Raw genomic sequence first — 23,786 nt, 5'->3', positions numbered from 1 at the left:
GGCCCCTGACGGAATGCTTGGCAACAGGGGGACGACACGACCAAGGCGGCAGCAAGACCGCGACTTCGGTAGGTGGGCAGGCGACAGTCCAAAGGGGGGTCCGGGGAAACGGCCCCCCTTTTATTTCGGGCCAAGCGCCTGTTTCCCGCTCAGCTCCGTCCCCAGCCCTCGGCCTGCATCTCCTCGAGACGGCTCGCCGTCCGCTCGAACTCGAAGCTGCCCTCGCCCTCGACATAGAGATAGGCCGGCGCGGCGGCGGCAGAGGCGACGAGCCGGGTCTTGGCCTCGTAGAGCGCGTCGATCAGCGTCACGAAGCGCCGCGCCTCGTTGAAGTTGGAACGCGACAGGCGCGGGATGCCGTCGATCATCAGGATCTTCACCGCCTCGGCCAGCGCGAGGTAATCTGCCGCCCCCAGCGGGCGGCCGCACAGCTCGTGGAAACCGGCGCGGGCGATTCCATTGCGGTATTCCGGCACCGTCACTTCGCGCCCCGAGACGCGCAGGACCAGCGGCTCACCCCCCGCCCCGCCGGTGAGGTCCGCCCAGATCGCGTCGAGCTTGGCGCGCGCGCCCGAATCATTGGGCATGATCCAGCTCTCCGACCCCTTGAGCCGCCCCTGACGGTGATCGGTCGCGCTCGCCAGCTCCAGCACCTCCATCCGCGCCTTCAGCGTCTCGATGAACGGCAAAAAGAGCTGCCGGTTCAGACCGTCCTTGTAGAGATCGTCCGGCACCCGGTTCGAGGTGGTGACGATGGTGACGCCCTGCTCGAACAGCTTCTCGAACAAGCGCCCCACGATCATCGCATCGGTGATGTCGGTGATCTGCATCTCGTCGAAGGCGAGGAAGCGCAGCTCGCCCGCCAACCCCTCGGCCACCGGGGCGATGGCATCGTCGACACCACGCGCGCGGGCCTTGTTCATGTCGGCATGCACCCGCTGCATGAAGGCGTGGAAATGCCAGCGTGCCTTGGGCAGGTCGATCTCGTCGAACAGCAGGTCCATCAGCATCGACTTGCCGCGCCCCACCCCGCCCCAGAGGTAGAGGCCCTTCACCGGCTCGGGCGTTTTCGGCTTGCGGAACCAGCCGCCGCGCTGCGGCTCGGGTTGCCGCGCGAGATCGCGGGCCACGCGGTCGAGCGCGGGCAGCACCGCCTCCTGCGCCGGATCCGGTTTCAGCGCGCCCTGCTCGATGCGCGCACGATAGGCTTCTTCGATGCTCATGGTGAGGCGACATAGCCGCAGCCTCGCGCATTGCAAAGCCACGGCACGCTCCGCAGGGTCGGGCCATGGAGATTCGACCCGCCCTGCCCGACGACGTACCCGAACTGGCCGATCTGCACGTGACCTGCTGGGCCGAAACCTATCCCGGCCTCGTGCCCGTCGAGGAAATCGCCCGCTTCGACCGCAACATGCGTCTGCGCCAATGGGAGCAGCAGATCGCCCGAGGGACCAGCCGCATCGTGATCGCCCCGGGAGCGGGCTTCGCGCAGCTGGGCCCGCAGCGCGAGGCGGCGCTGGCGGCGCGCGGTTTCAAGGAAGAGCTTTACGCACTCTACCTCACCCGCGCGGCGCAGGGGTGCGGCCTCGGACGCGCGCTCTTCGCCGCGGCCCTCGGTCCCGCCCCCGGCCCGCTCTCGGCGATGGTGCTGGGCGGGAACGACCGCGCCTGCCGATTCTATGAGACGACGGGCGCGTGGCTGGCCGAGCGCCGCCCCGAACGGATCGGAGAGGCAAGGATCATCGACCTGCTCTATTTGTGGGACGCGGCGCCCGCTCTCTGACGGGAACGGGCCTCTTTGAATATCGGGCCAGTCGGCCGCTACATGCGCACGGCATGGATTGACAGCAATGCGCAGCGGCGGCCTAGATCGCGCATGACTCGCCAGCCCCTCTTCACCCCCGTCCTGATCGCCGGTTGCCTCATCGTGATGGCGGGCTTCGCCATCCGTGCGAGCTTTGGCGTGTTCCAGATTCCCATCGCAGAGGAGTTCGGCTGGCCGCGCGCCGAGTTCAGTCTCGCCATCGCGATCCAGAACCTCGCCTGGGGCATCGGCCAGCCGCTTTTCGCGGCGATGGCCGAGAAGGTCGGTGATAGAAAGGCGATCGTGCTGGGGGCGCTGGCCTATGCGACGGGGCTGATCCTGTCGGCCGGTGCGACCCTGCCGATCCAGCACCAGCTGCTAGAAATCCTCGTGGGATTCGGCATCGCCGGCACCGGCTTCGGGGTGATCCTCGCCGTGGTGGGCCGCGCCGCCTCGGACGACAATCGCTCGATGGCGCTGGCGGTGGCGACGGCGGCGGGTTCGGCGGGACAGGTCTTTGGCGCACCGATGGCCGAGATCCTGCTGGGTTACATGAGCTGGCAGTCGGTGTTCATCGTCTTCGCCGGGCTGATCCTCGCGACGCTGCTCACCTTGCCGATGATGCGTTCGCCCGCCCCCGCCTCCACCGCCGAGCTGCAGGAAAGCATGGCCCGGGTGCTGGGGCGCGCCGTGCGCGATCCCTCCTACGCCTTGATTTTCCTCGGCTTCTTCTCCTGCGGCTACCAGCTCGCCTTCATCACCGCGCATTTCCCGGCCTTCGTGACCGAAATCTGCGCGCCGATCGCCGCAGGTGGCGTGCTGGCCTCGCTGGGCATCACCACCACCGCCGGCCTGGGCGCGGTGGCGATCTCGCTGATCGGGCTCGCCAACATCGCCGGCACGATCGCGGCGGGCTGGGCTGGCAAGCGCTATAGCCGGAAATACCTGCTAGCCGGAATCTATACCGGCCGGACGCTGACGGCGGCGTGGTTCATCCTGACGCCGATGACGCCCGCGACGGTGCTGATCTTCTCGGGCGTGATGGGCAGCCTTTGGCTCGCCACCGTGCCGCTGACGAGCGGGCTGGTCGCCCATCTCTACGGGCTGCGCTACATGGGCACGCTCTACGGCATCGTGTTCTTCAGCCACCAGCTCGGCAGCTTCATGGGCGTCTGGCTGGGCGGCCGGATGTACGACATCTACGGCAATTACGAGGCGGTCTGGTGGGTCGGCGTCGGCGTCGGCGCGCTCTCGGCGATCGTGCATCTGCCGATCCGCGAACGCCGCACCCCGATCGCCGCCCCGGCCTGACGCCGCTCTAGTCGCGCGCGCCGAAGATCGCGGAGCCCACCCGCACATGGGTGGCGCCGCGCGCGATGGCGGCTTCGAAATCGCCGCTCATTCCCATCGACAGCCCGGCCAGCCCGTTGCGCCCGGCCATCTCGCGCAGCATGTCGAAATGCGGCGCCGGATCTTCCTCGGCAGGGGGAATGCACATCAGCCCGACCACCGGCAGGTCGAGATCGCGGCAGCGCGCGACGAAGCCGTCGGCCTCGGCGGGCAGCACCCCGGCCTTCTGCGGCTCCTCGCCGGTGTTGACCTGCACGAAGAGGTCCGGACAGGCACCGCGCTCCTGCGCCAGCCGCGCCAGCGTCTCCGCCAGCTTGGGCCGGTCGAGCGAATGGATGGCGGAGGCGATCTCCATGGCCGCGCGCGCCTTGTTGGTCTGCAGCGGCCCGATGACATGGATCTCGACGCCCGGGAAACGCGGTGCCAATGCGCCCCAGCGATTCTGCGCCTCCTGCACCCGGTTCTCGCCGAAGACCCGCTGACCGGCCTCAAGCACCGGTAGAACGTGCGACTCAGGCTGCATCTTGGAGACGGCGACGAGGGTGACATCGGCCGGGTCGCGCCCCGCTTCACGGGCGGTTTCGGCGATGCGGCGGCGGATCGTGTCGAGCGACATGGGCATCTCCTGCAGGGGTCCGGGGTTCCCCTGCCATCTGTGTGACCCCGATGCATCAATTTTCTGGCGGGGCCTCGACTTGGGGCCAAACTCCTTGAGTGTGAACGCCCCTCCGCGCAATGAAAACGCCAATGCTGGCTGGACTGGCATTCTCGGGAATGCAAACACGAGGGAAATTCATGAAACGCATCCTGCTCGCCTCGGCCTCGATCGTGGCCTTTGCCGGCGCCGCCGCCGCGGAAGTCACCTTCAACGGCGAAGCCGCTCTGGGCTACAATGACAACGCAGCCGGCGACGAAGACGGCTTCTATTGGGACGCCGAGCTCGGCATCACGCTGACCCAGGAGCTCGACAATGGTCTGACCGCTGCCGCCACCGTCACCTCCGATCTCGTCGACAACCGGCTTGAGGGCGACATCTTCGCTGAAGGCTACGTGCTCTCGCTGACTTCCGAGACCGCTGGCCTGTATTTCGGTGACACGGACATGGCAGCCGACAAGCGCTGGGACGGCGTGTCGGAAATGGCTCAGGACAACTTCTCCGAGACCGACGGCGAGACCGTGATCCGTGGCGACTTTGATGCCTACGGCTTCTCGACCTCGATCTCCTACGTTCTGGATACTGCTTTCGTCTACGATCCTGACCTGTCGAACGATCCGGAAATTGATGACGAACTGTTCTTCCCTGGCAATCTCGACGAGATTCAGCAGCTTTCCATTGGCACCGCCGCGACCTTCGGCGCCTTTGAGATGACTGCAGCCTATCAGGAAGAAGTCGAAAACCTCCTTCCGCAGATCGACGAAGATGGCGAAACCCAGCTGATTTTCAACACCAACGACGATTTTAATAAGGACGAGATCTTCGGTATCTCGGTCGGCACCGCCTTCGCCGGCGCTGACGTCGATGTGGCCTACGCCCGCAACCTGACCACCGAAGAGGACTCGACCGGCATCGAGGCCGCCTATCCGATCGGCCCGGTCACCGTCGGTGGCTTCTACGTCTCCGAGTCCGAAGGCCAGGACAGCTACGGCGTCGCCGTTGACTACGTCTCGGGCGCGCTGACCGTGAAAACTGCCTACGAAGACGTCCGCGGCAACACCGACTTCATCGTCGAGGCCGGCTTCGACTTCGGCATGGGCCTGATGGCCTACGCCGGTCTGACCGACCACGGCGACGACTACTACGTTGCCACCACCTACGAACTGGCCGAAGGCGCTTCGATGCTCGTCTCCTATGCGGTTGACGACGATGCCGACTCGGGTGACGAGATTGGTGACGGCGAGTACCTGGAAGGCACCACCGTCGAGGTGAACTTCGAGTTCTGATCCACCCGGATCACGACTTCAGGCAAGGGCGGCTCCACTGGAGCCGCCCTTCGCTTTTTCGAGAGGCGCTTTCGCGGGCGCGCGGGTGTGGCACAGGACGACGATGTGCAGTATCACCGCGACCGGGCCGAGACGCCCCGAACGACCATCCGAGGACACCGACATGTCGCGCTACACTGCCGCCGAGATTGAAGCCAAATGGCAGGCCGCCTGGGACGAGGCCGGCCTCTTCACCGCGCGGCGCAGCGCCGATCGCCCGAAATACTACGTGCTAGAGATGTTCCCCTACCCGTCGGGGCGGATCCACATGGGCCATGTGCGCAACTACACGATGGGCGACGTGATCGCGCGTCACAAGCTGGCCACCGGGCACAACGTGCTGCACCCGATGGGCTGGGACGCCTTCGGCATGCCGGCCGAGAACGCCGCCATGGCCTCGGGCGGGCACCCCAAGGAGTGGACCTACAACAACATCGCCGACATGCGCGCGCAGATGAAGCCGCTGGGCCTGTCGATCGACTGGAGCCGCGAATTCGCGACCTGCGACCCGGAATATTACGGCCAGCAGCAGGCGCTGTTTATCGACATGCTGGAAAAGGGTCTGGTCTATCGCAAGAACGCGGTGGTGAACTGGGACCCGGTCGACATGACCGTCCTCGCCAACGAGCAGGTGATCGACGGCAAGGGCTGGCGCTCGGGCGCCGAGGTCGAGCGGCGCGAGCTGACCCAGTGGTTCTTCCGGATCTCCGACTACAGCGACGAGCTGCTGGCGGCGCTTGACGGGCTCGACGACTGGCCAGCCAAGGTCAAGCTGATGCAGGCCAACTGGATCGGCCGCTCGCGCGGGCTCGAGATGGCGTTCGGCCTGACCGAAGCCGTGCATGGCCATGACCGGATCGAGGTCTACACCACCCGCCCCGACACGCTCCTGGGCGCGAGCTTCATCGGCATTTCGCCCGACCACCCGCTGGCGCGGGCGCTCGAGAAGGAGCGCGCCGAGGTGGCCGAGTTCTGCGCCGAGGCGCGCAAGGGCGGCACCACCGAGGAGGCGCTGGAGACCGGCGAGAAGCTGGGCTTCGACACCGGGCTGAGGGTACGCCACCCCTTCGACCAAGGCCGCGACCTGCCCGTGTGGATCGCCAACTTCGTGCTTATGGATTACGGCACCGGCGCGATCTTCGGCTGCCCCGGCCATGACCAGCGCGACCTCGACTTCGCGCGCAAATACGACCTGCCGGTGATCTCGACCTTCGCACCTGCCAAGGATGACGGCCAGCCGCTCGCCGAGGATGGCGGGCCGGCCTATGTGCCGCCCAAGACCGAGCCGGTGATCTACATCAAGGGCTTTGCCGGCGCGACCGAGCAGACCGGCGAAGAGGCGATCGACGCCGCCATCGCGTTTTGCGAGGAGCACGGCGTCGGCCGCGGCGTCACCCGCTTCCGGCTGCGCGACTGGGGCCTGAGCCGCCAACGCTACTGGGGCTGCCCGATCCCGATCGTGCATTGCGACGATTGCGGCGCGGTGCCGGAGAAAAAAGAGAATCTGCCGGTCCGCCTACCCGACGACGTCTCCTTCGACGTGCCGGGCAACCCGCTCGATCGGCATGCCAACTGGCGCGACGCCCCTTGTCCGCGCTGTGGCAAGGACGCGCGCCGCGAGACCGACACGATGGACACCTTTGTGGATTCGTCGTGGTATTTCGCACGCTTCACCAGCCCCCGCGCCGAGACGCCGACCGACATGGCCGAAGCCGAGTACTGGATGAATGTCGACCAGTATATCGGTGGCATCGAGCACGCGATCCTGCACCTGCTCTATTCGCGCTTCTTCGCCCGGGCGATGCATGCGACCGGCCACCTGCCCGAAAAGGCGATCGAGCCGTTCAACGCGCTCTTCACCCAAGGCATGGTGACGCACGAGATCTACCAGACCCGCGACGCCAACGGCCGCCCGGTCTACCACCTGCCCGAGAGCGTCGAGAACGGCGCGCTCAAGGACACCGGCGAGAAGGTCGAGATCATCCCCTCGGCCAAGATGTCGAAGTCCAAGAAGAACGTGGTCGATCCGGACGCGATCCTCGCGCAGTACGGGGCGGACACCGCGCGCTGGTTCGTGCTGTCCGACAGCCCGCCCGAGCGCGACGTGGAGTGGACCGCCTCGGGCGCCGAGGCCGCGCACAAGCACCTCGCCCGGGTCTGGCGCATCGCCGACGAGATCGCCGATGCCACGGATGGCGATGCCGCCGCCGACGAGGAGCTGCTGCGCCAGCTGCACCGCACGATCCGCGACGTGACGCTCGGGCTCGAGAGCTTCGGCTTCAACGCCGCGATCGCGAAGCTCTACGCCTTCACCTCGGTGCTGTCGAAATCGATCGCCTCTGCCGAGACGCGCCGCACCGCTGCACGTACCCTCGCGCAGCTGATGTCGCCGATGACGCCGCATCTCGCCGAGGAGATCTGGGCCCGTCTGGGTGGCGAAGGCTTCGTTGCCGCGGCGCCTTGGCCGGTGGCCGAGGAGCGCTTCCTCGTCGAGGACAGCGTGACCATGCCGATCCAGATCAACGGCAAGCGTCGTTCCGAGATCTCGGTGCCCAAGGCGATGCCCAAGGCGGAGATCGAGGCACTGGTGCTGGCGGATGAGGCGGTGACCCGTGCGCTCGACGGCGGTAGCCCCAAGAAGCTGATCGTGGTTCCCGGCCGGATCGTCAATGTGGTCGTCTGAGCCCTCCCGCCGGGCCTGGCTGCTGGGCGCGCTGGCGCTCGGCGGCTGCGGCTTCACCCCGGCCTATGGGCCGGGCGGCGCGGCGCCGCTGCGCGGCACCATGGCGGTCGAGACGCCGGCGACCTTCCCCGGCTACCTGCTGCGGGCAAGGCTGCTAGACCGGTTGGGGCCGGCCGAACGCCCGCTCTACCTGCTCGACATCGACGTGACCGAGGAGACCGAGCAAGCCGCGATCAGCGCGGATGGCGCGGTGCTGCGCTACCGGCTGCTCGGAGCGGCGCGTTACGCGTTGCGCCCGGTCGCGGGCGGTGACGCGCTCGCCGAGGGCACGGTCGAAGACATCGCCAGCTACTCCACGACGCTCGGCACGGTGGCCTCCGAGGCGGCCGAGCGCGACGCTCGCGAGCGGTTGGCGGTGCTGCTGGCGGACCAGATCGTGACCCGCCTGCTGGCGGTCCCTGCCCGGCCATGAAGCTCTCGACGCGCGACGCGGCCGCCTTCTTCCGCAAGCCCGACCCCAAGGTGGCGGGCGCGCTGATCTGGGGCGACGACGCGATGCGCGTGGCGCAGCGCCGGGCCGAGGTGATCGCCGGTCTCGCCGGACCGCAGGCCGAGACTGAGATGCGGCTGACCCGCCTGCCCGCCGCCGATCTGCGCCGCGACGGCGCGGCGTTGATAGACGCGGTCAAGGCGCAGGGCTTCTTTCCCGGCCCTCGCGTGGTCTTCGTCGAGGGCGCGACCGACAGCCTGGCACCGCTCTTCGACGCCGCACTGAAGGACTGGCGTCCCGGCGACGCGCAGATCCTGGCCACCGCCGCGCAGCTGCCTGCCAAGTCGGCCCTGCGCAAGCTGTTCGAGGCCCAGCCCCTCGCCGTGTCGATCGGCCTCTACGACGATCCGCCCGGGCCCGAGGAGATCGCCGCGATGCTCGCCGCGGCGCAAGTACCCGAGCCCGATGCCGACGGGCGGGCGCTGCTGACCGAATTGTCGCGCGCGCTCGATCCTGGCGCGTTTCGACAGATGATCGAGAAGCTCGGCCTCTACAAGCATGGCAACGAGAGCGCGACCACCGCGGCCGATGTCGCCTCGGTCGCCCCGCGCTCGACCGAGGCGGATGCCGACGCGCTGCTCGCGGTGGTGGCGGAGGGCCGCGCTCCGCAGATCGCGGCGCTGCTGCGGCGCCTCTATGCTCAGGGCACCACGCCGGTGTCGCTGTGCATCATGGCGCTGCGGCACTTTCGACAGCTGCATGTCGTGGCCTGCGATCCGGGCGGGCCGGGCCAGGGGATCGCCCGCCTCAGACCCCCAGTCTGGGGCCCGCGCCGCGATGCCATGGCGCGCCAGGCCTCCGGCTGGGGCCGTGACCGGCTTGAACGGGCGGTGATGCTGCTGATCGAGACCGATCTGCAGCTGCGTTCGGCAAGCCGTGCGCCGGCGCAGGCATTGGTCGAGCGGGCGCTGATCCGATTGGCGATGATGGCCCGCCGCTAGACTGCGGCACGGCGCGCCAAGACCGGTCTCGCCCTGTATTCCACGCTCTGAAACGCGAAACGGCGGACCCGAAGGCCCGCCGTTCCAGCCATCCGACCCGAGGGCCGGAAGGTCCTGAGATCAGGAGTCGTCCGAAGCGGCCAGAGCAACCAGCGCGCCGACGGCGGCCAGCGGCAGCAGGAAGCCGAGCGGGCCAGCCAGCGAGCCGCGGGGAGCCGGAGCTTCCGGCTCGACGACGACGACCGGGGGCTCGACGATCTCGACGGCCAGACCACCGGCGAAAGCCGAGGAGGCAGTCACGGTGCCGGCGAGGGCGGCGGCGACGAGGGTCTTAGTGAGGCGCATGTCTCTACTCCAGTTGATAACAAAGCGTTAAGTCGGCTATAGCCAAGATAGGTGTATCACACAAGCTGGATGACCAGAGTCCACCCCCCGAAAAACGAAACTAAAGGTCGCTGCTGCGCAAATATGCAACACTCAGGTTGACGAACTGACGCGACGAAACGATGCGTCCGGAGCCGTCGATCCAGTAGCGATTGTCGAAGATCACGCCCTCGCCACGGCAGTTTTCGTCGAAGCGACGGGCCTCTTTCCGCCGGTTCCCGATCTCGATCGTCTCCGCCCCTCTTGCGGTGATCGTGCAGGCGAATTCGCTGCGAACGATTCTGTCCAGCCCGTCGAGCGTCTCGTGCACGCGCAGCGCCTCGCCCCCGCCGGCGCGCAGCGCGGCGCGGCTCTGGCGGATGTCGGCGGCCATCAGATCGTGGCTAAGACCCCGGGTCGAAACCAGCATCCCGTCATGCAGGGTGTAGGTGAAGCCTTCGGGTCCGGCGAAGGTCTCGCGCCCGCCGCTGGCGGTGAGCTGCTGCGCCGTGCCGACGATACCGATCGTCGCGAGCTCGACCCGTCGCAGCGTCGCCGGATCGGCCGCGGTCCCGGCCGGGGCAGCGGCCGTGGACGCCGCGGCGCCCCCAGTCCCGGTCAGCGACGCCAGACCGCCCTGCAACGCCGCGCCAAGTCCGGCCCCGCCCCCACAGCCCGCCAAGAGAGCCAGCGCCACCAGCGCGCCCGTCAACCTGATCCGCATTGTCATTTCCAGAACCGTCCCCAGCCATCGTCGAGATCGTTCAGGTGGCCGTCGCGGACCACCTCGTAGAGCCGCCCGTCGACCCGCAGACGCGCGCCGCCGTCGCGTTGCAGCGAGGCCAGCGTGCTCGACGCTTCGCGCCGGGTTGGCTGCCCCACCACGTAGTCGAGCGGGATCGACACCCGGATGCCCTTGTCGAAGGAGCCTTCACCAAAGGCCTCGAAGGGCAGATCCGTCAGGGTGAAATAGCCACCGACGCTCCAGCCGTTCTCGAACTCGCGGTCGAGAATGAAGGTCGCGCCCCAGTCGCCTGCGAGGTAGCGACCGACATCGACCTGGCCGTAGAAGCGGTTGTCGAAATCGTAATAGGCCGAGGCATGACCGGTGACGACGTCGTAGTCCTGGAAGCCGAGGCCGAGATCGAAGTCGCGCTGTTTGGCGTAGTTCACCTCGGCACCCAGACCGAGCCGGCTGTCGGCGGGTTTCCACAGCACCTCGGTCGAGGCGCCCCCATACATCTCCTCAAGATATCCCAGTGTCGCGCGGGTATAAACGTCCGGCGCCAGCCGTCCATAATGTGCCAGCGTCAGGTCGCGGATGCCGGTCGTGCCCTCCTTGGCATAGAGCGCGGCGTTGCGGCGCACCGGGTGCGGCTCGCCCTCTTCGGCCACGACCAGTTCGGGGTCCTCGCGGTTGGTGTAGAGCTGTTGGCGAAACGTGCCCGATGCGACGAGGCTGTCGGTGATCTCGTAGCTGGCGGTCAGCTGCGCGCCGAATTCGAGCTGGAACGGCGCTTCGCTGTCGAAGACGGTGATCCGACCATAGGGCGCGATCCCCCAGGAAAAGCGGTCATCGATGCGCGGCAGTTCGGCGAGAGCCGCCGCCGAGCCCGCGTCGTCGAGCACGCGTCGCTGCGCCAAAGCGGCCGTGCCGCCGGCGACGTCCGCAAAGCTCTCGATGTCCGAGCGCGACAGCGTCACCGCCGAGAGCGGCACGCCGCGCTGCATCGGTTCCAGCGTGAACTGCTCGATCGAGGCCGGCAGGCCGAGGCTCAGCATCCGAGCGATCCGTCCCATCGCCTGCGCCTCGGAACGGTAGCGGGTGTTGGTATAGCGCAGTCGCACAGCACGGTCCGACAGCTGGATCGAGGACAGCTCCACGCCCTCGGCGGCCAGCGCCTGCTGCAGCGCCGCGCCGATCGTTGCCTCGGGAATCGCCCTCCGGTCCCAGCTTTGCGCCACGCGGGCATCGGCGTCGCGGATCCGCACCGGCACCGGCGCGGGGTCGAGCCCGGGACCATAAGGCCGCTCGGTCGGATCGATCAGGAAGGTTCCGGTCAGCGCCAGTTCCGAACCGTAGAGCCACGACGCGCCCAGCTGCACGCCCGGCAGCGGCCGGTAAACGGCACCGAAATTGAGCGGCGAATCGCGTTCGATCAGCCCTAGCTCGCTCTCGCGATCATAGGCGTCGGAGGAATACTCGACCTTGAGCGTGAGGGTCTCCGAAGGCGCGTATTCCACGCCGCCGAACAGCGCCGCGTCGCCGCGGAAGAGCTGGTCCAGTGCGAAGGTGCCGCCCTCGCCGAAATCGAGGCTCGGCCTATTGTCGAAATCCGAGGCGAGCACGCCCAGCGGGTTGTCGAAGCCCCCATGCGAGCCGAACCGCCCCCAGCCAAGGCCGGCCGAGACTCGCAACGTGTCGCCGAAGGTCTTGGTCGCGACGAGGTACTCCGCGCCATAGGCGCCGGTGCCGAGGAAGTCCTGCAGGCCGATCGCGACCGCGGGCATGGTCGCCGTCTCGTCGTTGAAGCGGTAGCGCAGGTCGAAGCTGCGGTCGAAATAGGTCTCGTCGCGTACCGATTGGCCCGGAAGCGTGTAGTCCTCGATCCGGGTATAGCGGAAGCTGCCTGAGAGGTTCGGCAGCAGCTGGAAGGTGAAGGTGGTACGGGTCTGGCCGTCGAAGGCGCCGACAGTGGCGGCGATCTGGCCGTCCTTGGCGCTGAGCGCCGAGGGCGTCTCGATCAGGCCCGGCGTACCGTAGAGCGTGTAGCTCAGCCCCCGGTCGGAAACGGTCTGGGCGCTCACCGCCCCCGCCGCCAGAAGGGCCAGAAGACTCGCTGCCCCGCCCCGGCGCATCGCTCGGATCGTCATGTCGTGCTGCACTCCCTGCTCGCTTGCCGCACCCTAGCCGGGCAATCACGCAAATGAAAGCGAGCCGCGATCAGGGGCGGCGCACCGCCCAAGCTGCTGCCTCGCGTCCCGCGAGATGGCCGGTGGCGAGGCAGGCGGTCAACAAATAGCCACCGGTAGGCGCCTCCCAGTCGAGCATCTCGCCCGCGGCGAAGACCCCGGGCCGCTCACGCAGCATCAACCCGTCGAGCGCGTCGAAACGCAGCCCCCCGGCGGTCGAAATCGCCTCGTCGATCGGTCGCGGCGGGCCGAGCGGTACCGGCAAAGCCTTGATCAATGTCGCCAGGGGCCCGGGCGCGGCCGGTAGCGGCCGGGCGAATTCCTGCAGCAGCGCCAGCCGCGCCGGATCGAAGCCGAGCGTTTTGCGAAGATGATTGGAGAGGCTGGCCTTGCCGCGCGGCCGGGCCAGGCGGCGCTCCACTGCCTCCCCTTCGAGATCAGGGGCGAGGTCGAGCGCCAGCCCGGCGCCGCCGCGCAGCTCGGCCGAGACCGTGTAGATTCCGCCGCCCTCCAGCCCGCGCGCCGAGATCACGAACTCGCCCCGCACCCGCCGCGCCCCGGCGATCAGCGCGACCGGCTTGATCGCCGCGCCGAAATGCGGCCGCATATGCGCCGACCAGTCGATCTCGAACCCCATATTGGCCGGCTGGAACGGTGCGACGGCCTCGGGCAACAGCGCAGCCCAAGCCCCGTCCGAACCGAGCCGCGACCAGCTCGCCCCGCCCATCGCCAGCACCGTGGCATCCGGTGTCATGGCTTGGCGCCCCTGCGGCGTGTCGAACAGCACCGCCGCCCCGTCCCAGCCGGCAAAGCGCCAGCGGGTGCGCAGCGAAACGCCACGCTCCTCTAGTTTGGCAAGCCAGGCCCGTAGCAGTGGTGAAGCCTTCATGACAGTCGGGAACACCCGCCCCGAGGAGCCGGTGAAGACCTCCTGTCCCAGCCCGCGGGCCCAGCGCTGCACCTCGTCCGGGCCGAACGCGCCTAGCGCGGTGCGCAGCGCCGGCGGCATCGCTCCATAGGCCGCGTCGAATTCAACCTGCGGCTCGACCTTGGTCAGGTTGAGCCCGGATTTGCCGGCCATCAGCAGCTTGCGCCCCATGGTCGGCATCTTTTCCGCGACGGTGACCTCGAGCCCTGCAGAGGCCAGCGTCTCGGCGGCCATCAGCCCCGCCGGTCCGCCGCCGATCACCACCACCCGTGCCATCATGCCCCCCGCGGCCACCCGCCGCACCTGCTCTGCGGCCCCGGGCCGCGCTTGCCGGAGCGCCGCACGCGCCCCATCTTTTCCCCATGCCAAGCCGTCGCGAGAAACGCCAGACCGAGGCCCTGTCCGTCGCGACCCCGCGCGAGGATCCGGTCTGCGCGCTGTGCCTGCGGCCGATCCCGCCTAGCGTGCCGCAAAGCTCGCATCACTTGGTCCCCAAGCTCAGGGGCGGCACACACGGGCCGCAGGTGCTGCTGCACCATATCTGCCACAAGGAAATCCATGCCACGTTGAGCGAGACCGAGCTGGCGCGCGACTACAACACACCCGAGGCGCTGCGCGCGCATCCACGGCTGGAGAAGTTCGTGGCCTGGGTGTCGAAACGGCCACCCGGCTTCTCCTCCAAGGTACCGGGCCGCCGCCGCGTTCGCGACTGAGCGCTCAGGCCAGACCGATCCGCCGCCGGATGCCCTCGTCGCGCAGCGACACTTCCTGGCCCATCTGGTCCTTGGCCCGGTCCGAACACATCCAGACCAGCGCCTTGGCGGGCCATTCGGGCGGGATGTGGACCGACCAGTCGAGCCGGCTCACCGCGTTGATGCCCGAGGCCTTGATCTCGCGCTGCATCTGGGTGGCGACGGTGCCGGGCGACAGCCCCATCGCGCGGATGCCCCGGCCACGGTATTCGAGGTCGAGCGAGCGGGTCAGCATCGCCGCCCCGGCCTTGGAGGCGCAATAGGCCGACCAGCCCTCGACGGCGTTGTGCGCTGCGCCCGAGGAAACGGTGATGATGGTGCCGCCGCCCTGCTCGAGCATCACCGGCAGCGCCGCGCGCATGCCGTTGAAGACACCCTTGAGGTTGATGTCGATCACCTTGCCCCAGGCCTCGGGGTCGAGATCGCCCATCGCGCCGATCGGTTCGATCGCGCCGGCATTGTTGACCATCACGTCGAGGCGGCCGAACGCCTTGACGCAGGCCTCGACCGCCGCCTCCATCTCCCAGTAGCGGCTGACGTCGCAGGGAATGGCGAGCGCGGACTCGCCCAACTCCTTGGCGATGTCCGACAGCGCCTCGGCGCTGCGGGCCAGTAGCGCGACACGGGCCCCGGCGCGGGCGAACTCGCGCGCCGCCGCCGCGCCGATGCCGCGGCTCGCGCCGGTGATCAGAACCGTCTTTCCCTGCATCGTGATCTCCCCCCGCTTTCGCCTTTCGTCCAGCCTAGCGGCGGCCTAGTCTGCGGTCCAGCACGCCGGAGGTCCGGCAGGGCGGGCATGGCCCGCGACAGGAATGCGAGGAGGGCCCGGGCATGGCCGGATTGTCGAAAACCACAGCAATCGGTGCGCTGCTCGTGCTGGCGCCCGCGGCGCAGGCCCAGGTCACCGCCGAACAGGTCTGGCAGGACTGGCAGGAAGGCGCGGCCCGGCTGGGCGAGACCCGGATCGAGACCGGCGCCGAGAACCGCGCGGGCGACACGCTGACCGTGACCGATCTGGTGCTGACCATGCAGGGCGAGGATGGCGAGTTGGTCGTGCGGCTGCCCGAGATCACCTTCACCGAGGCCGGCGATGGCACGGTCAATGTGGCACTGCCCGAATCCTACCCGATCGAGATCACCGGCACCGACGAGGAGGGCGTCGAGGCGGCGATCGACCTGGCGGTCCGGCAAGAAGGGCTCGAGGTGACGGTGAGCGGCGTGCCAGAGGCGATGCGCTACGATTATGCCGCGACCCGCTACGCGCTGGAGCTTGAGCGGCTGACCGAGAATGGCGAGGTCGTGCCCGCCGAGGCGGTGCTGACGCTCGATGCGCCCGTCGGCAGCTATCTCGCGACCACGGCCCCGGACGGGCTGCGGCGTACCGAATACGATCTCGTCGCCGGCAACCTGTCGCTGTCGCTGGACGGCGCCGACACCGAGGAGGGCGGCACCGTCGCGATCGACGCGGCGGTGGCCGATGTCGCTCTCTCCGGCGTGCTGGCCCTGCCCGAGGGCATGGAGGAATCCGAGGCGCTGCCCGAGGATTTCGTCCTCGATTTCGACTACGCCACGGGTCCCGCGCTGGTCGAGTTCTCGGGCGATGGCCCGCAGGGCCGCGCCGCCGGCACCGCCCGCACGGCGGGCAGCACGGTGGCGTTGGCCCTCGATCGGTCCCGCGCGACCTATGATTCCTCGACCCGGGGGCTGGAGCTGCGGCTGACCGAAAGCCCGCTGCCCCTGCCGATCGAGATCGGCGTCACCGAATACGGCTTCGGCGTCGACGCGCCGCTGGCCGCCGATGCGGCACCGCAGGATTTCTCGGCTCGGCTGACGCTCGACGGTCTGACCGTGGGCGAGCCGGTCTGGCGGCTGTTCGATCCGCAGGCCGTGCTGCCGCGCAGCCCAGCCTCGCTGATCGCCGAGTTCACCGGCGCCGCGACGCTGCCGCAGGATCTCACTGACCCCGAAACCGCCGAAGCGGTGGGCGAAGAGGCGGCGATGGCCGAGGCCGCGCCCGAGATCGAGCGTCTGACGCTGGAGCGACTGGTGCTGCGGCTCGCCGGGGCCGAGATCCTCGGCGATGGCGCCTTCGTGTTCGATAATTCGGACCTGGAGACCTTTCCGGGCTTTCCGCGGCCGGAGGGCAAGCTGGAGCTGAAGGCCACCGGGCTGAACACGCTGATCGAGAACCTGGCCAAGCTGGGCGCGCTACCGGCCGAGCAGCTGATGAGCACGCGGATGATGCTGGGGCTGTTCACCACGCCGCTGGGTCGCGACGAACTCGGCTCGACCATCGAGGTCACGCCGGAGGGCCATGTCATGGCCAATGGCCAGCGGTTGAAATAAGCCGCGCTTTCCCGCCCGCCGCCGGCGCGCTAGATGGTCGGGCGACAGACCGAAAGGACCCGCCATGACCCTCCAGCTCGCCGATCTGACCGCCCGGATGCTCGAGGCGGCACGCCGCGCCGGGGCCGAGGCCGCCGACGCGGTCGCGGTCGATGGCACGGCGCTGTCGATCGACGTGCGCGAAGGCCGGCTGGAGCAGGCCGAGCGTTCCGAGGGCATCGACATCGGACTGCGCGTTCTGATCGGCCGCCGGCAAGCAGTGGTGTCCTCCTCGGATGCGCGCGACGCCACGATCGAGACCATGGCCCAGCGCGCGGTGGCGATGGCGCGCGAGGCGCCGGAAGATCCGCATGCCGGTCTCGCCGACCCGTCGCAGCTCGCCCACGACACCGATTCGTCGCGCCTCGAGATGTACGACCCTGCGCCCGAGCCGGATCCCGCCGCGCTCGAGGAAGATGCCCGCCGGGCCGAGGCCGCGGCGCGCGGCATTGATGGCGTGACGCAGGTGCAGGGCGCCAGCGCCGGATATGGCCGCCGGCGCATCCACCTCGCTGCGAGCAACGGCTTTTCCGGCGGCTACGCGCGGTCGGACCGGGCGATCTCCTGCGTGGCGGTCTCTGGGACCGGCACCGGGATGGAGCGCGACTGGGACGGCGACAGCCGGATCTTCCAGTCCGAACTGCGCAGCCCCGAGGAGATCGGCCGGCTGGCGGGCGCGCGCGCCGCGGCACGGCAGAACCCGCGCCGCCCCCGCACCGGCAAATACCCCGTGCTGTTCGACGAACGAATCTCGTCATCGCTGATCGGGCACCTGCTCTCGGCGATGAACGGCGCCGCGATCGCGCGCGGGTCTAGCTGGCTCTTGGGCCGCAAGGGCGACCTAGTGCTGCCCGAGCCGCTGTCGCTGATCGAGGAGCCGCACCGCCCGCGCGCCTCCGGCTCCCGGCTGTTCGACGGCGAGGGGCTGCCGACGGCCACGCGCATGCTGGTCGAGGAAGGCGTGCTGACCGGTTGGGTCCTCGATCTCGCCACGGCCCGGAAGCTTGGGCTCGAAAGCACCGCCAACGCGGCGCGCGGCACCACCTCCCCTCCCTCGCCCGCGGTCACCAATGTCCGCCTGACCGAAGGCTCCGCGACCCGCGACGATCTCATCGCCCAGATGGGCACCGGGCTTCTGGTCACCTCGCTGATCGGCTCGACCATCAACCCCAACACCGGCGACTACTCGCGCGGCGCCTCGGGGTTCTGGGTCGAAAAGGGTGAGATCATGCACCCGGTCAACGAATGCACCATCGCGGGCAATCTGCGCGACATGCTGCGCAGCCTCGTGCCGGCGAACGACGCCCGCCAGCATCTGAGCCGCATCGTGCCGTCGCTACTGGTCGATGGAATGACCCTTGCCGGCGACTGATCACAGCGCCGACCTCGCGCTGCTGCTCGAGGCGGCGCGCGCGGCCGCGGAGATCGCCTGCGCCTTTCGCGCGCCGGAGGTCTGGGACAAGCCGAACGATGGCGGACCGGTCTGCGAGGCCGATCTCGCCGTCGATGCGATGCTGCGCGAGCGGCTCGGCGCGGCCCGGCCGGCCTATGGCTGGCTGTCGGAGGAGACGGCCGACGCGCCCGAGCGGCTCGCGGCCGAGCGGATCTTCATCGTCGATCCGATCGACGGCACCCGCGCCTATCTCGAAGGCAGCCGCGACTGGGCGCATTCGCTCGCCGTCGCCGAACAGGGCCGGATCACGGCCGCCTGCGTGCTGCTGCCGCAGCGCAACCTGCTCTACACCGCGACCGCGGGCGGCGGCGCTCGGCTCAACGGCGCGCCGATCCGCGCCAGCGGGGAAACCGACCCGGCCTGCGCGACGCTGCTCGGGCCGCGTCTGGCGATGAGCCCCGAGCACTGGTCCGGGGGCGAGGTGCCGCCGTTGCGCCGCGCCTTCCGCTCGGCGCTGGCCTGGCGGCTGTGCCTGCTGGCCGAAGCCCGCTTCGACGCGATGCTGACGATCCGGCCGACCTGGGAGTGGGACATCGCCGCCGGCAGCCTGATCCTGACCGAGGCGGGCGGCATCGCCACCGACCGGCGCGGGGCGGCGCTCACCTTCAACAAGCCGCACCCGCAATCCGACGGTGTGCTGGCCGGCGGCGCGCTGCATCCGGTGCTGCTAGGGCTGCTCGACCCCGCCGCCGCTTGACCCCGTGCGGTCGAGGCGTAATTTGCGCCCCTGAGCCAAACCTGAGGATATCCCATGACCCAGCGCCTGCATCTCGTCTTCGGCGGCGAGCTCGTTGACCCATCCAAGAACGTGTTCCGCGACACCGACGACATCCATATCGTCGGCATGTATCCCGACTATGCCAGCGCCTATGCGGCCTGGAAATCCGAGGCGCAGCGCACCGTCGACAACGCGCATATGCGCTACTTCATCGCGCATATTCACCGGCTGCGCGACGAGGAGAAGGCCGCATCGCCCACCGAGGAACTCGGCAACTGAGACAGCCGCCCGCCGATCCCGCCAAACGGCCACCCGGGGCGCTGGTCTGGGTGCATTGCCCGGACCCCGCGCGCAGCCCCGCCGTGGCGGCATTGGCGCGGCGGCTGGAGGAGGAGCGCGATCCGCTCACGCTTCTCCTGACCGCCCCGGCGCGGCTGCGCGGTGCGCCGCGCAACCTGCTGCAATGGCCGCCCCTGTCCGACAGCCGCGCGGCGACGCAGGATTTCCTGACGCGCTGGAAGCCCGACATGCTGGTCTGGATGCGCGGCCCGGTGCAGCCATCGGTGCTCGCCGAGACCGGCCGGGCGGGACTGCCCGCGATCATGGTCGATGCCGAAGCGGAGAACGTCGCGCTCGCAGGGGGCGGCTGGCGCCCCGGCGCGCGTCGCGCCGCCTTCCAGGGCTTCGAGCGGCTCCTGGCGGCCAATGGCACCGCCGCGGCGCGGCTGCGGCGGATCGGCGTCGAGCCCGCCCGCATCGAGATCGCCGGCCGTCTCGACGCCACGCGCCCCCTGCCCACTTGCCACGACCGCGACCGTGACGACCTCGCCCGGGCGATCGGGTCGCGCCCGGTCTGGCTGGTCGCGGGCGCAGTGGAGGCCGAGCTCGACGCCCTCGCCGCCGCCCAGCGGCAGGCGAGCAAGCGCGCGCATCGGCTGCTGATGATTCTCGCCCCCGCCCAGGATGCGGCGGCCCAGCCGATGGCGGCGCAGTTGCGCCAGATGGGCTTCGTGGTGGCCGAGCGGCTGGAGGGCGAGGAGCCGGACGAGGCGACCGAGATCTACGTCGCCGACGGGCCGGGCGAGATCGGGCTGTGGTACCGGCTCGCGCCGATCACCCTGCTCGGCGGCACGCTCTCGGGCGGCGCCAGCCGCGACCCGATGGAGCCCGCCGCGCTCGGCTCGGCGGTGCTGCACGGGCCGCAGACCGCGGCGCATGGCCCTGCCTTTGCCCGGCTCGCCGCCGCCGGGGCGTGCCGGGCGGTGCGCGGCGCCGCCGATCTCGGCCAGGCGGTCGAGGCGCTGCTGGCCCCCGACCGCGCCGCGATGCTGGCGAAATCCGCCTGGGAGGTGGCCACCGAGGGCGCGGAGGCGACCAACCGCACCATCGACCTGATTCACCACGTGCTGGAGCGGTCGTGAGAGCGCCCGCCTTCTGGGACGGCGATCCCGCCCGCCCCGGCCCGCGCGCCCGCGCGCTGGCGCCGCTGGCCGCGCTCTACGCCGCCGCCACCGCGCGGCGCGTAGCCCGCCCCGGCTGGCGCGCGCCGGTACCGGTGATCTGCGTGGGCAATCTCAACGCCGGGGGCACCGGCAAGACCCCGACCGCCATCGCGCTGATGCAGAAGCTGGCCGCGCGCGGCATCGCGGCGCATGTGGTGAGCCGGGGCCATGGCGGCCGGCTCGAAGGCCCGCTGCAGGTCGAGGAACGGCGCCATACGGCGGCCGATGTCGGCGACGAGCCCTTGCTGCTCGCGGCGTTCGGCCCGGTGTGGGTGGCGCGCGACCGCGCCGCCGGCGCGCGGGCGGCGGTCGCGGCGGGCGCCGAGGCGATCATTCTCGATGACGGGTTCCAGAACCCCGCGCTGACCAAGGATCTGTCGATCGTGGTGGTCGATGCGGTGCGTGGTTTCGGCAATGGCCGCGTGATCCCGGCCGGGCCCCTGCGCGAGCCGGTCGCCACCGGCCTGGCGCGGGCCGACATGGTCCTGTCGATCGGCGGCGCGGCGGCACAGGCGCGTTTCGCCCAGCAGTGGGGACGCGCCCTGGGGGACCTGCCCCATCTCACCGGCAGGCTCGCGCCGCTGATGACGGGCATGGTCTGGGAGCGGATGCCGGTGCTGGCCTTTGCCGGCATCGGCCACCCGGAGAAGTTCTTTGCCACCTTGCGGGGGCTTGGTGCCGATTTGCGCCGGGCCGAGGCCCTCGGTGACCATCAGCCGCTGACACCGGCGCTGATGGCGCGGCTGGAGCAGGAGGCGCGCGCCCTGCCGGCGCAGCTGGTGACAACGGAAAAGGACGCGGTGCGTCTGCCCGCGTCCTTCCGTTCCAAGGTGCTGACCCTGCCGGTCCGGCTCAAATGGGGCGATCCCGCCCCGCTCGATGCCGCGCTGGACCGGATCGGGCTTACTCCTCGATAAGACCGTCGATGATCTCGGCCATGTCTTCCCAGGCCATGTTGGCGTGCTTTTCGCCATTGATCAGGAAGGTCGGCGTGGCGCTGATCTCGTCGGCTTCGGCATTCGCCTCGTACCAGTCCACCAGCGCCTGAGCCTGCTCGCCATCGGTCATGCAGGCTTCGAGCTGGGCCTCGTCGAGCCCGGCCGACAGACCCAGCTCGCGCAGCTTGGCCGCGATCGCCGCCGGGTCGCCGCCCGCCGCCCAGTCGCGCTGCTGCTCGTAGAGCAGATCGGCGATGCCGAAGAACTTCTCTTCGCCGCCGCAGCGCGCGATCATCGAGGCCCACAGGCCCGGGCGGTCGAAATAGACCTCACGGTAGACGAAGCGCACGCGCCCGTCCTCGATGTAGTCCTGAAGCTGCGGATAGCTGGTCTCGTGCCAGTTCTGGCAGTGCGGGCAGGTAAAGGAGGCGTATTCCATCACCGTGACCGGCGCGTCCTCGGCGCCTTGCACCATCTCGACGATGCCTTCCTCGGCGGGCGCCGCGTCGGCGTCGGTCGCAGTCTCGGCTTCGGCTTCGGCTTCGGCTTCGGCTTCGGCTTCGGCTTCGGCTTCGGCTTCGGCTTCGGCTTCGGCTTCGGCTTCGGCTTCGGCTTCGGCTTCGGTACCTGCCTCCTCGGCGGTGTCTACATCGGCCTCGGTTTCAGCCTCTGCTTCGCTCTCCGACTCGACTTCAGTCTCGGTCTCGGTCTCGGCGGCTTCCGCTTCCGCCTCGGCTTCCATTTCAGTGGTGCTCTGCGCCTCGGTCTCGACCGCGGTCCCGGCTTCCGCCTCGGCGGCCTCCTGGGCGGTCAGCGGCGCGGCGAGCGCCATCCAGCCCAGCGCGGCGGTCAGGGCGATGGTGGAGCTTGCGAGTTTCATGGCGTGTTCCTGTCAGTTCCGTCGTTTGGACAGGACATTGGCAGCCAAGGCCTCGAGCGCAAGTCGCAATTCCGTGTCCCCCACGCCCTCGGCGGTGCGCGCGGCGCGCGCCTTCACCTCGGGATCGGGGGCGACGGGCGCGGCTTGCGGCGCCGGGGCGAACTCCGCCTGCCCCTCGGCAAAGCCGGTCGGCGCGGTCTGGGTGATCCGCACCTTGGAAATCGCGCGGTAGCCGTAGCAGGCGTTGACCCGCTCGCGGATCGATTCGGCCTGCATCGACAGCATCGGGGCATGGGCGCCGGTGGTGAGCAGCGTCAGCGTCGCGCCGAGCCCGTCGCGGCCATAGCCGATCTTCACCGGCCGGGCGATCCGGGCGGTATCGGCGCCGACGATCTCAGCCCAGTGGGTCAACAGCCGCGTCACCGCGAATCCCCGCGCCTCGGAGGCCGAGCGGATGCGCGACTGCAGCAGGCCAGAGGCCTGCGCAAAACCGCGTGTGGTGGAGTGGCGTCGCTGTTTCATGACAGCGCCCACCCTACTAGATGGGACGGGGGCCGGACCAGAGGGGACGACGTGCAGGAGACCGAAATGACCGCCGCGCTGCTGGCGTGGTACGACCGACATGCCCGCCTCATGCCGTGGCGCACCGGCCCGGCGGAAAAGGCCGCCGGCATCCGCCCCGATCCCTACCGCGTCTGGCTCTCCGAGGTGATGCTGCAGCAGACCACCGTGGCGGCGGTACGGAAGTATCACGAGCGGTTCACCACGCTTTGGCCGAGCGTGGCCGATCTCGCCGCCGCCGAGGATGCCGATGTCATGGCCGAATGGGCGGGGCTCGGATATTACGCCCGCGCCCGCAACCTGCTCAAATGCGCCCGGGTCGTGATGGCCGATCACGGCGGGCGATTCCCCGACACCCACGACGCGCTGATCGCGCTGCCCGGCATCGGCCCCTACACCGCCGCCGCGATTGCCGCGATTGCCTTCGACCGGCCCGAAACGGTGGTCGACGGCAATGTGGAGCGGGTCATGTCCCGGCTCTTCGACGTCTCGACGCCGCTGCCGGCGGCCAAGCCCGAACTCACCGACCATGCCGCCCGGCTGACGCCGCGCGACCGCCCCGGCGATCACGCGCAGGCGGTGATGGATCTCGGCGCGACGATCTGCACGCCCCGCAACCCGGCCTGCGGCATCTGCCCGCTGCGCGCGCCCTGCCTCGCGCGCCAGCGCGGCACGCAGGACGACCGGCCGGTCAAGGCGCCGAAGAAGCCCAAGCCGCAGCGGACCGGCTATGCCTATGTCGGGCGACGCGCCGATGGCGCATGGCTGGTGGAAACGCGTCCCGACAAGGGGCTGCTCGGCGGGATGCTGGGCTTTCCCGGCTCGGAATGGGGCGAGACGCCCGAACCCACCCCGCCGCTTCGCGCCGAATGGCGCCCGGCGGGGGAGGCGCGGCACGTCTTCACCCATTTCGCGCTGACGCTCACCGTGATGGTGGCCGAGCTGCCGCCCGCCAATCCCGAGCGTGGCCATTTCCTCGCCGCTGACCGCTTTGACCCAACCGCCCTGCCGACCGTGATGCGCAAGGTGCACGAGGTCGCCGCCCCGCATCTCGACGTTGAGCGGCCGGGGGCCTCCGGCTAGGC

At 69.6% G+C, this 23,786-nt stretch carries 23 protein-coding genes; 14 read left to right on the top strand and 9 right to left on the bottom strand.

What is annotated here, in order from left to right; translation table 11 throughout:
- Positions 1 to 149 precede the first annotated feature (149 nt).
- Positions 150 to 1,223 (bottom strand): cell division protein ZapE, encoded by a 1,074-nt coding sequence (zapE, locus tag FHS00_RS05315; protein ID WP_183470530.1) that lies wholly within the window; start codon positions 1,221 to 1,223, stop codon positions 150 to 152.
- A gap of 65 nt (positions 1,224 to 1,288) precedes the next feature.
- On the opposite strand from zapE, the gene FHS00_RS05310 reads away from it, so the two are divergent.
- Both FHS00_RS05310 and FHS00_RS05305 read left to right on the top strand, forming a co-directional pair.
- Complete coding sequence (locus tag FHS00_RS05310) at positions 1,289 to 1,783, top strand: GNAT family N-acetyltransferase (protein WP_183470528.1); 495 nt, start codon at positions 1,289 to 1,291, stop codon at positions 1,781 to 1,783.
- 93 nt (positions 1,784 to 1,876) lie between these two features.
- The gene (locus FHS00_RS05305) at positions 1,877 to 3,115 is read left to right on the top strand and encodes an MFS transporter (RefSeq protein ID WP_183470526.1); all 1,239 of its coding nucleotides are present in this window, start codon (positions 1,877 to 1,879) and stop codon (positions 3,113 to 3,115) included.
- Between the two features lie 7 nt (positions 3,116 to 3,122).
- On the opposite strand, the gene FHS00_RS05300 is transcribed toward FHS00_RS05305, so the two are convergent.
- Positions 3,123 to 3,770, bottom strand: a complete 648-nt coding sequence (locus FHS00_RS05300) for a YggS family pyridoxal phosphate-dependent enzyme (protein ID WP_183470524.1) — start codon at positions 3,768 to 3,770, stop codon at positions 3,123 to 3,125.
- Between the two features lie 179 nt (positions 3,771 to 3,949).
- Here FHS00_RS05300 and FHS00_RS05295 point away from each other — a divergent pair, with 179 nt between their 5' ends.
- The 4 genes from FHS00_RS05295 (at position 3,950) to holA (ending at position 9,308) form a co-directional block, all read left to right on the top strand.
- On the top strand, positions 3,950 to 5,095 hold the full coding sequence (locus FHS00_RS05295) for a porin (RefSeq protein WP_183470522.1): 1,146 nt from the start codon (positions 3,950 to 3,952) through the stop codon (positions 5,093 to 5,095).
- A 163-nt stretch (positions 5,096 to 5,258) separates the two neighbouring features.
- Positions 5,259 to 7,817, top strand: a complete 2,559-nt coding sequence (gene leuS, locus FHS00_RS05290) for a leucine--tRNA ligase (RefSeq protein ID WP_183470520.1) — start codon at positions 5,259 to 5,261, stop codon at positions 7,815 to 7,817.
- Positions 7,804 to 8,289, top strand: coding sequence for an LPS assembly lipoprotein LptE (lptE, locus tag FHS00_RS05285; protein ID WP_183470518.1), 486 nt, complete (start codon positions 7,804 to 7,806; stop codon positions 8,287 to 8,289). The genes leuS and lptE overlap by 14 nt, the downstream gene beginning before the upstream one ends.
- Complete coding sequence (gene holA, locus FHS00_RS05280; RefSeq protein ID WP_183470516.1) at positions 8,286 to 9,308, top strand: DNA polymerase III subunit delta; 1,023 nt, start codon at positions 8,286 to 8,288, stop codon at positions 9,306 to 9,308. Before lptE ends, holA begins: the two co-directional genes overlap by 4 nt.
- A gap of 120 nt (positions 9,309 to 9,428) precedes the next feature.
- On the opposite strand, the gene FHS00_RS05275 is transcribed toward holA, so the two are convergent.
- The 4 genes from FHS00_RS05275 to FHS00_RS05260 form a co-directional block, all read right to left on the bottom strand.
- Entirely contained in the window at positions 9,429 to 9,653 is a 225-nt protein-coding gene (locus FHS00_RS05275) for a hypothetical protein (protein WP_183470514.1), read from the bottom strand.
- A 100-nt stretch (positions 9,654 to 9,753) separates the two neighbouring features.
- Positions 9,754 to 10,383, bottom strand: coding sequence for a YjbF family lipoprotein (locus FHS00_RS05270; protein ID WP_221188715.1), 630 nt, complete (start codon positions 10,381 to 10,383; stop codon positions 9,754 to 9,756).
- Between the two features lie 14 nt (positions 10,384 to 10,397).
- Positions 10,398 to 12,545: a YjbH domain-containing protein gene (locus FHS00_RS05265; RefSeq protein WP_246391061.1), complete on the bottom strand. Its 2,148-nt coding sequence runs from the start codon at positions 12,543 to 12,545 to the stop codon at positions 10,398 to 10,400.
- Positions 12,546 to 12,615: 70 nt separating this feature from the next.
- Positions 12,616 to 13,806 carry a TIGR03862 family flavoprotein gene (locus tag FHS00_RS05260; protein WP_183470510.1) on the bottom strand — a complete coding sequence of 397 codons (1,191 nt, stop codon included), beginning with the start codon at positions 13,804 to 13,806 and terminating at the stop codon, positions 12,616 to 12,618.
- Positions 13,807 to 13,874: 68 nt separating this feature from the next.
- Between FHS00_RS05260 and FHS00_RS05255 the strand changes: the two genes are divergently transcribed.
- Positions 13,875 to 14,225 carry an HNH endonuclease family protein gene (locus FHS00_RS05255; RefSeq protein ID WP_183470508.1) on the top strand — a complete coding sequence of 117 codons (351 nt, stop codon included), beginning with the start codon at positions 13,875 to 13,877 and terminating at the stop codon, positions 14,223 to 14,225.
- A 4-nt stretch (positions 14,226 to 14,229) separates the two neighbouring features.
- Here FHS00_RS05255 and FHS00_RS05250 read toward each other — a convergent pair whose 3' ends face one another.
- Positions 14,230 to 14,973, bottom strand: a complete 744-nt coding sequence (locus tag FHS00_RS05250) for an SDR family oxidoreductase (protein ID WP_221188714.1) — start codon at positions 14,971 to 14,973, stop codon at positions 14,230 to 14,232.
- 122 nt (positions 14,974 to 15,095) lie between these two features.
- Here FHS00_RS05250 and FHS00_RS05245 point away from each other — a divergent pair, with 122 nt between their 5' ends.
- The 6 genes from FHS00_RS05245 to lpxK all read left to right on the top strand — a co-directional run bounded on the left by FHS00_RS05245 (position 15,096) and on the right by lpxK (position 21,239).
- Positions 15,096 to 16,610 (top strand): hypothetical protein, encoded by a 1,515-nt coding sequence (locus FHS00_RS05245; protein WP_183470506.1) that lies wholly within the window; start codon positions 15,096 to 15,098, stop codon positions 16,608 to 16,610.
- A 64-nt stretch (positions 16,611 to 16,674) separates the two neighbouring features.
- Positions 16,675 to 18,021 carry a TldD/PmbA family protein gene (locus FHS00_RS05240; protein WP_183470504.1) on the top strand — a complete coding sequence of 449 codons (1,347 nt, stop codon included), beginning with the start codon at positions 16,675 to 16,677 and terminating at the stop codon, positions 18,019 to 18,021.
- Positions 18,008 to 18,799: a 3'(2'),5'-bisphosphate nucleotidase CysQ gene (locus tag FHS00_RS05235; protein ID WP_183470502.1), complete on the top strand. Its 792-nt coding sequence runs from the start codon at positions 18,008 to 18,010 to the stop codon at positions 18,797 to 18,799. The genes FHS00_RS05240 and FHS00_RS05235 overlap by 14 nt, the downstream gene beginning before the upstream one ends.
- A 54-nt stretch (positions 18,800 to 18,853) precedes the next feature.
- Positions 18,854 to 19,099 carry a DUF4170 domain-containing protein gene (locus tag FHS00_RS05230; RefSeq protein WP_183470500.1) on the top strand — a complete coding sequence of 82 codons (246 nt, stop codon included), beginning with the start codon at positions 18,854 to 18,856 and terminating at the stop codon, positions 19,097 to 19,099.
- Positions 18,985 to 20,241, top strand: a complete 1,257-nt coding sequence (locus FHS00_RS05225) for a 3-deoxy-D-manno-octulosonic acid transferase (RefSeq protein WP_343064585.1) — start codon at positions 18,985 to 18,987, stop codon at positions 20,239 to 20,241. Before FHS00_RS05230 ends, FHS00_RS05225 begins: the two co-directional genes overlap by 115 nt.
- Complete coding sequence (lpxK, locus tag FHS00_RS05220) at positions 20,238 to 21,239, top strand: tetraacyldisaccharide 4'-kinase (protein ID WP_183470496.1); 1,002 nt, start codon at positions 20,238 to 20,240, stop codon at positions 21,237 to 21,239. Before FHS00_RS05225 ends, lpxK begins: the two co-directional genes overlap by 4 nt.
- Here lpxK and FHS00_RS05215 read toward each other — a convergent pair.
- Both FHS00_RS05215 and FHS00_RS05210 read right to left on the bottom strand, forming a co-directional pair.
- On the bottom strand, positions 21,226 to 22,140 hold the full coding sequence (locus FHS00_RS05215) for a DsbA family protein (protein WP_246391058.1): 915 nt from the start codon (positions 22,138 to 22,140) through the stop codon (positions 21,226 to 21,228). The two genes, lpxK and FHS00_RS05215, sit on opposite strands and share 14 nt — an antisense overlap.
- A gap of 12 nt (positions 22,141 to 22,152) precedes the next feature.
- Positions 22,153 to 22,662: a DUF721 domain-containing protein gene (locus FHS00_RS05210; RefSeq protein WP_183470494.1), complete on the bottom strand. Its 510-nt coding sequence runs from the start codon at positions 22,660 to 22,662 to the stop codon at positions 22,153 to 22,155.
- A gap of 66 nt (positions 22,663 to 22,728) precedes the next feature.
- Here FHS00_RS05210 and mutY point away from each other — a divergent pair, with 66 nt between their 5' ends.
- Positions 22,729 to 23,784 (top strand): A/G-specific adenine glycosylase, encoded by a 1,056-nt coding sequence (mutY, locus tag FHS00_RS05205; protein ID WP_183470492.1) that lies wholly within the window; start codon positions 22,729 to 22,731, stop codon positions 23,782 to 23,784.
- Positions 23,785 to 23,786: the final 2 nt, after the last annotated feature.

Origin of the sequence: Limimaricola variabilis (assembly GCF_014195545.1) — a bacterium.
Taxonomy (GTDB): domain Bacteria; phylum Pseudomonadota; class Alphaproteobacteria; order Rhodobacterales; family Rhodobacteraceae; genus Limimaricola; species Limimaricola variabilis.
Note: the sequence above shows the minus strand (reverse complement) of the source record. Positions and strands in the feature narration are given on the sequence as shown.

Coding starts and splice junctions, on each gene's coding strand:
- zapE (WP_183470530.1), bottom strand. CDS start 1,223: ATGAGCATCGAAGAAGCCTATCGTGCGCGCATCGAGCAGGGCGCGCTG.
- FHS00_RS05310 (WP_183470528.1), top strand. CDS start 1,289: ATGGAGATTCGACCCGCCCTGCCCGACGACGTACCCGAACTGGCCGAT.
- FHS00_RS05305 (WP_183470526.1), top strand. CDS start 1,877: ATGACTCGCCAGCCCCTCTTCACCCCCGTCCTGATCGCCGGTTGCCTC.
- FHS00_RS05300 (WP_183470524.1), bottom strand. CDS start 3,770: ATGTCGCTCGACACGATCCGCCGCCGCATCGCCGAAACCGCCCGTGAA.
- FHS00_RS05295 (WP_183470522.1), top strand. CDS start 3,950: ATGAAACGCATCCTGCTCGCCTCGGCCTCGATCGTGGCCTTTGCCGGC.
- leuS (WP_183470520.1), top strand. CDS start 5,259: ATGTCGCGCTACACTGCCGCCGAGATTGAAGCCAAATGGCAGGCCGCC.
- lptE (WP_183470518.1), top strand. CDS start 7,804: ATGTGGTCGTCTGAGCCCTCCCGCCGGGCCTGGCTGCTGGGCGCGCTG.
- holA (WP_183470516.1), top strand. CDS start 8,286: ATGAAGCTCTCGACGCGCGACGCGGCCGCCTTCTTCCGCAAGCCCGAC.
- FHS00_RS05275 (WP_183470514.1), bottom strand. CDS start 9,653: ATGCGCCTCACTAAGACCCTCGTCGCCGCCGCCCTCGCCGGCACCGTG.
- FHS00_RS05265 (WP_246391061.1), bottom strand. CDS start 12,545: ATGACGATCCGAGCGATGCGCCGGGGCGGGGCAGCGAGTCTTCTGGCC.
- FHS00_RS05255 (WP_183470508.1), top strand. CDS start 13,875: ATGCCAAGCCGTCGCGAGAAACGCCAGACCGAGGCCCTGTCCGTCGCG.
- FHS00_RS05250 (WP_221188714.1), bottom strand. CDS start 14,973: ATGCAGGGAAAGACGGTTCTGATCACCGGCGCGAGCCGCGGCATCGGC.
- FHS00_RS05245 (WP_183470506.1), top strand. CDS start 15,096: ATGGCCGGATTGTCGAAAACCACAGCAATCGGTGCGCTGCTCGTGCTG.
- FHS00_RS05240 (WP_183470504.1), top strand. CDS start 16,675: ATGACCCTCCAGCTCGCCGATCTGACCGCCCGGATGCTCGAGGCGGCA.
- FHS00_RS05230 (WP_183470500.1), top strand. CDS start 18,854: ATGACCCAGCGCCTGCATCTCGTCTTCGGCGGCGAGCTCGTTGACCCA.
- FHS00_RS05215 (WP_246391058.1), bottom strand. CDS start 22,140: ATGAAACTCGCAAGCTCCACCATCGCCCTGACCGCCGCGCTGGGCTGG.
- FHS00_RS05210 (WP_183470494.1), bottom strand. CDS start 22,662: ATGAAACAGCGACGCCACTCCACCACACGCGGTTTTGCGCAGGCCTCT.
- mutY (WP_183470492.1), top strand. CDS start 22,729: ATGACCGCCGCGCTGCTGGCGTGGTACGACCGACATGCCCGCCTCATG.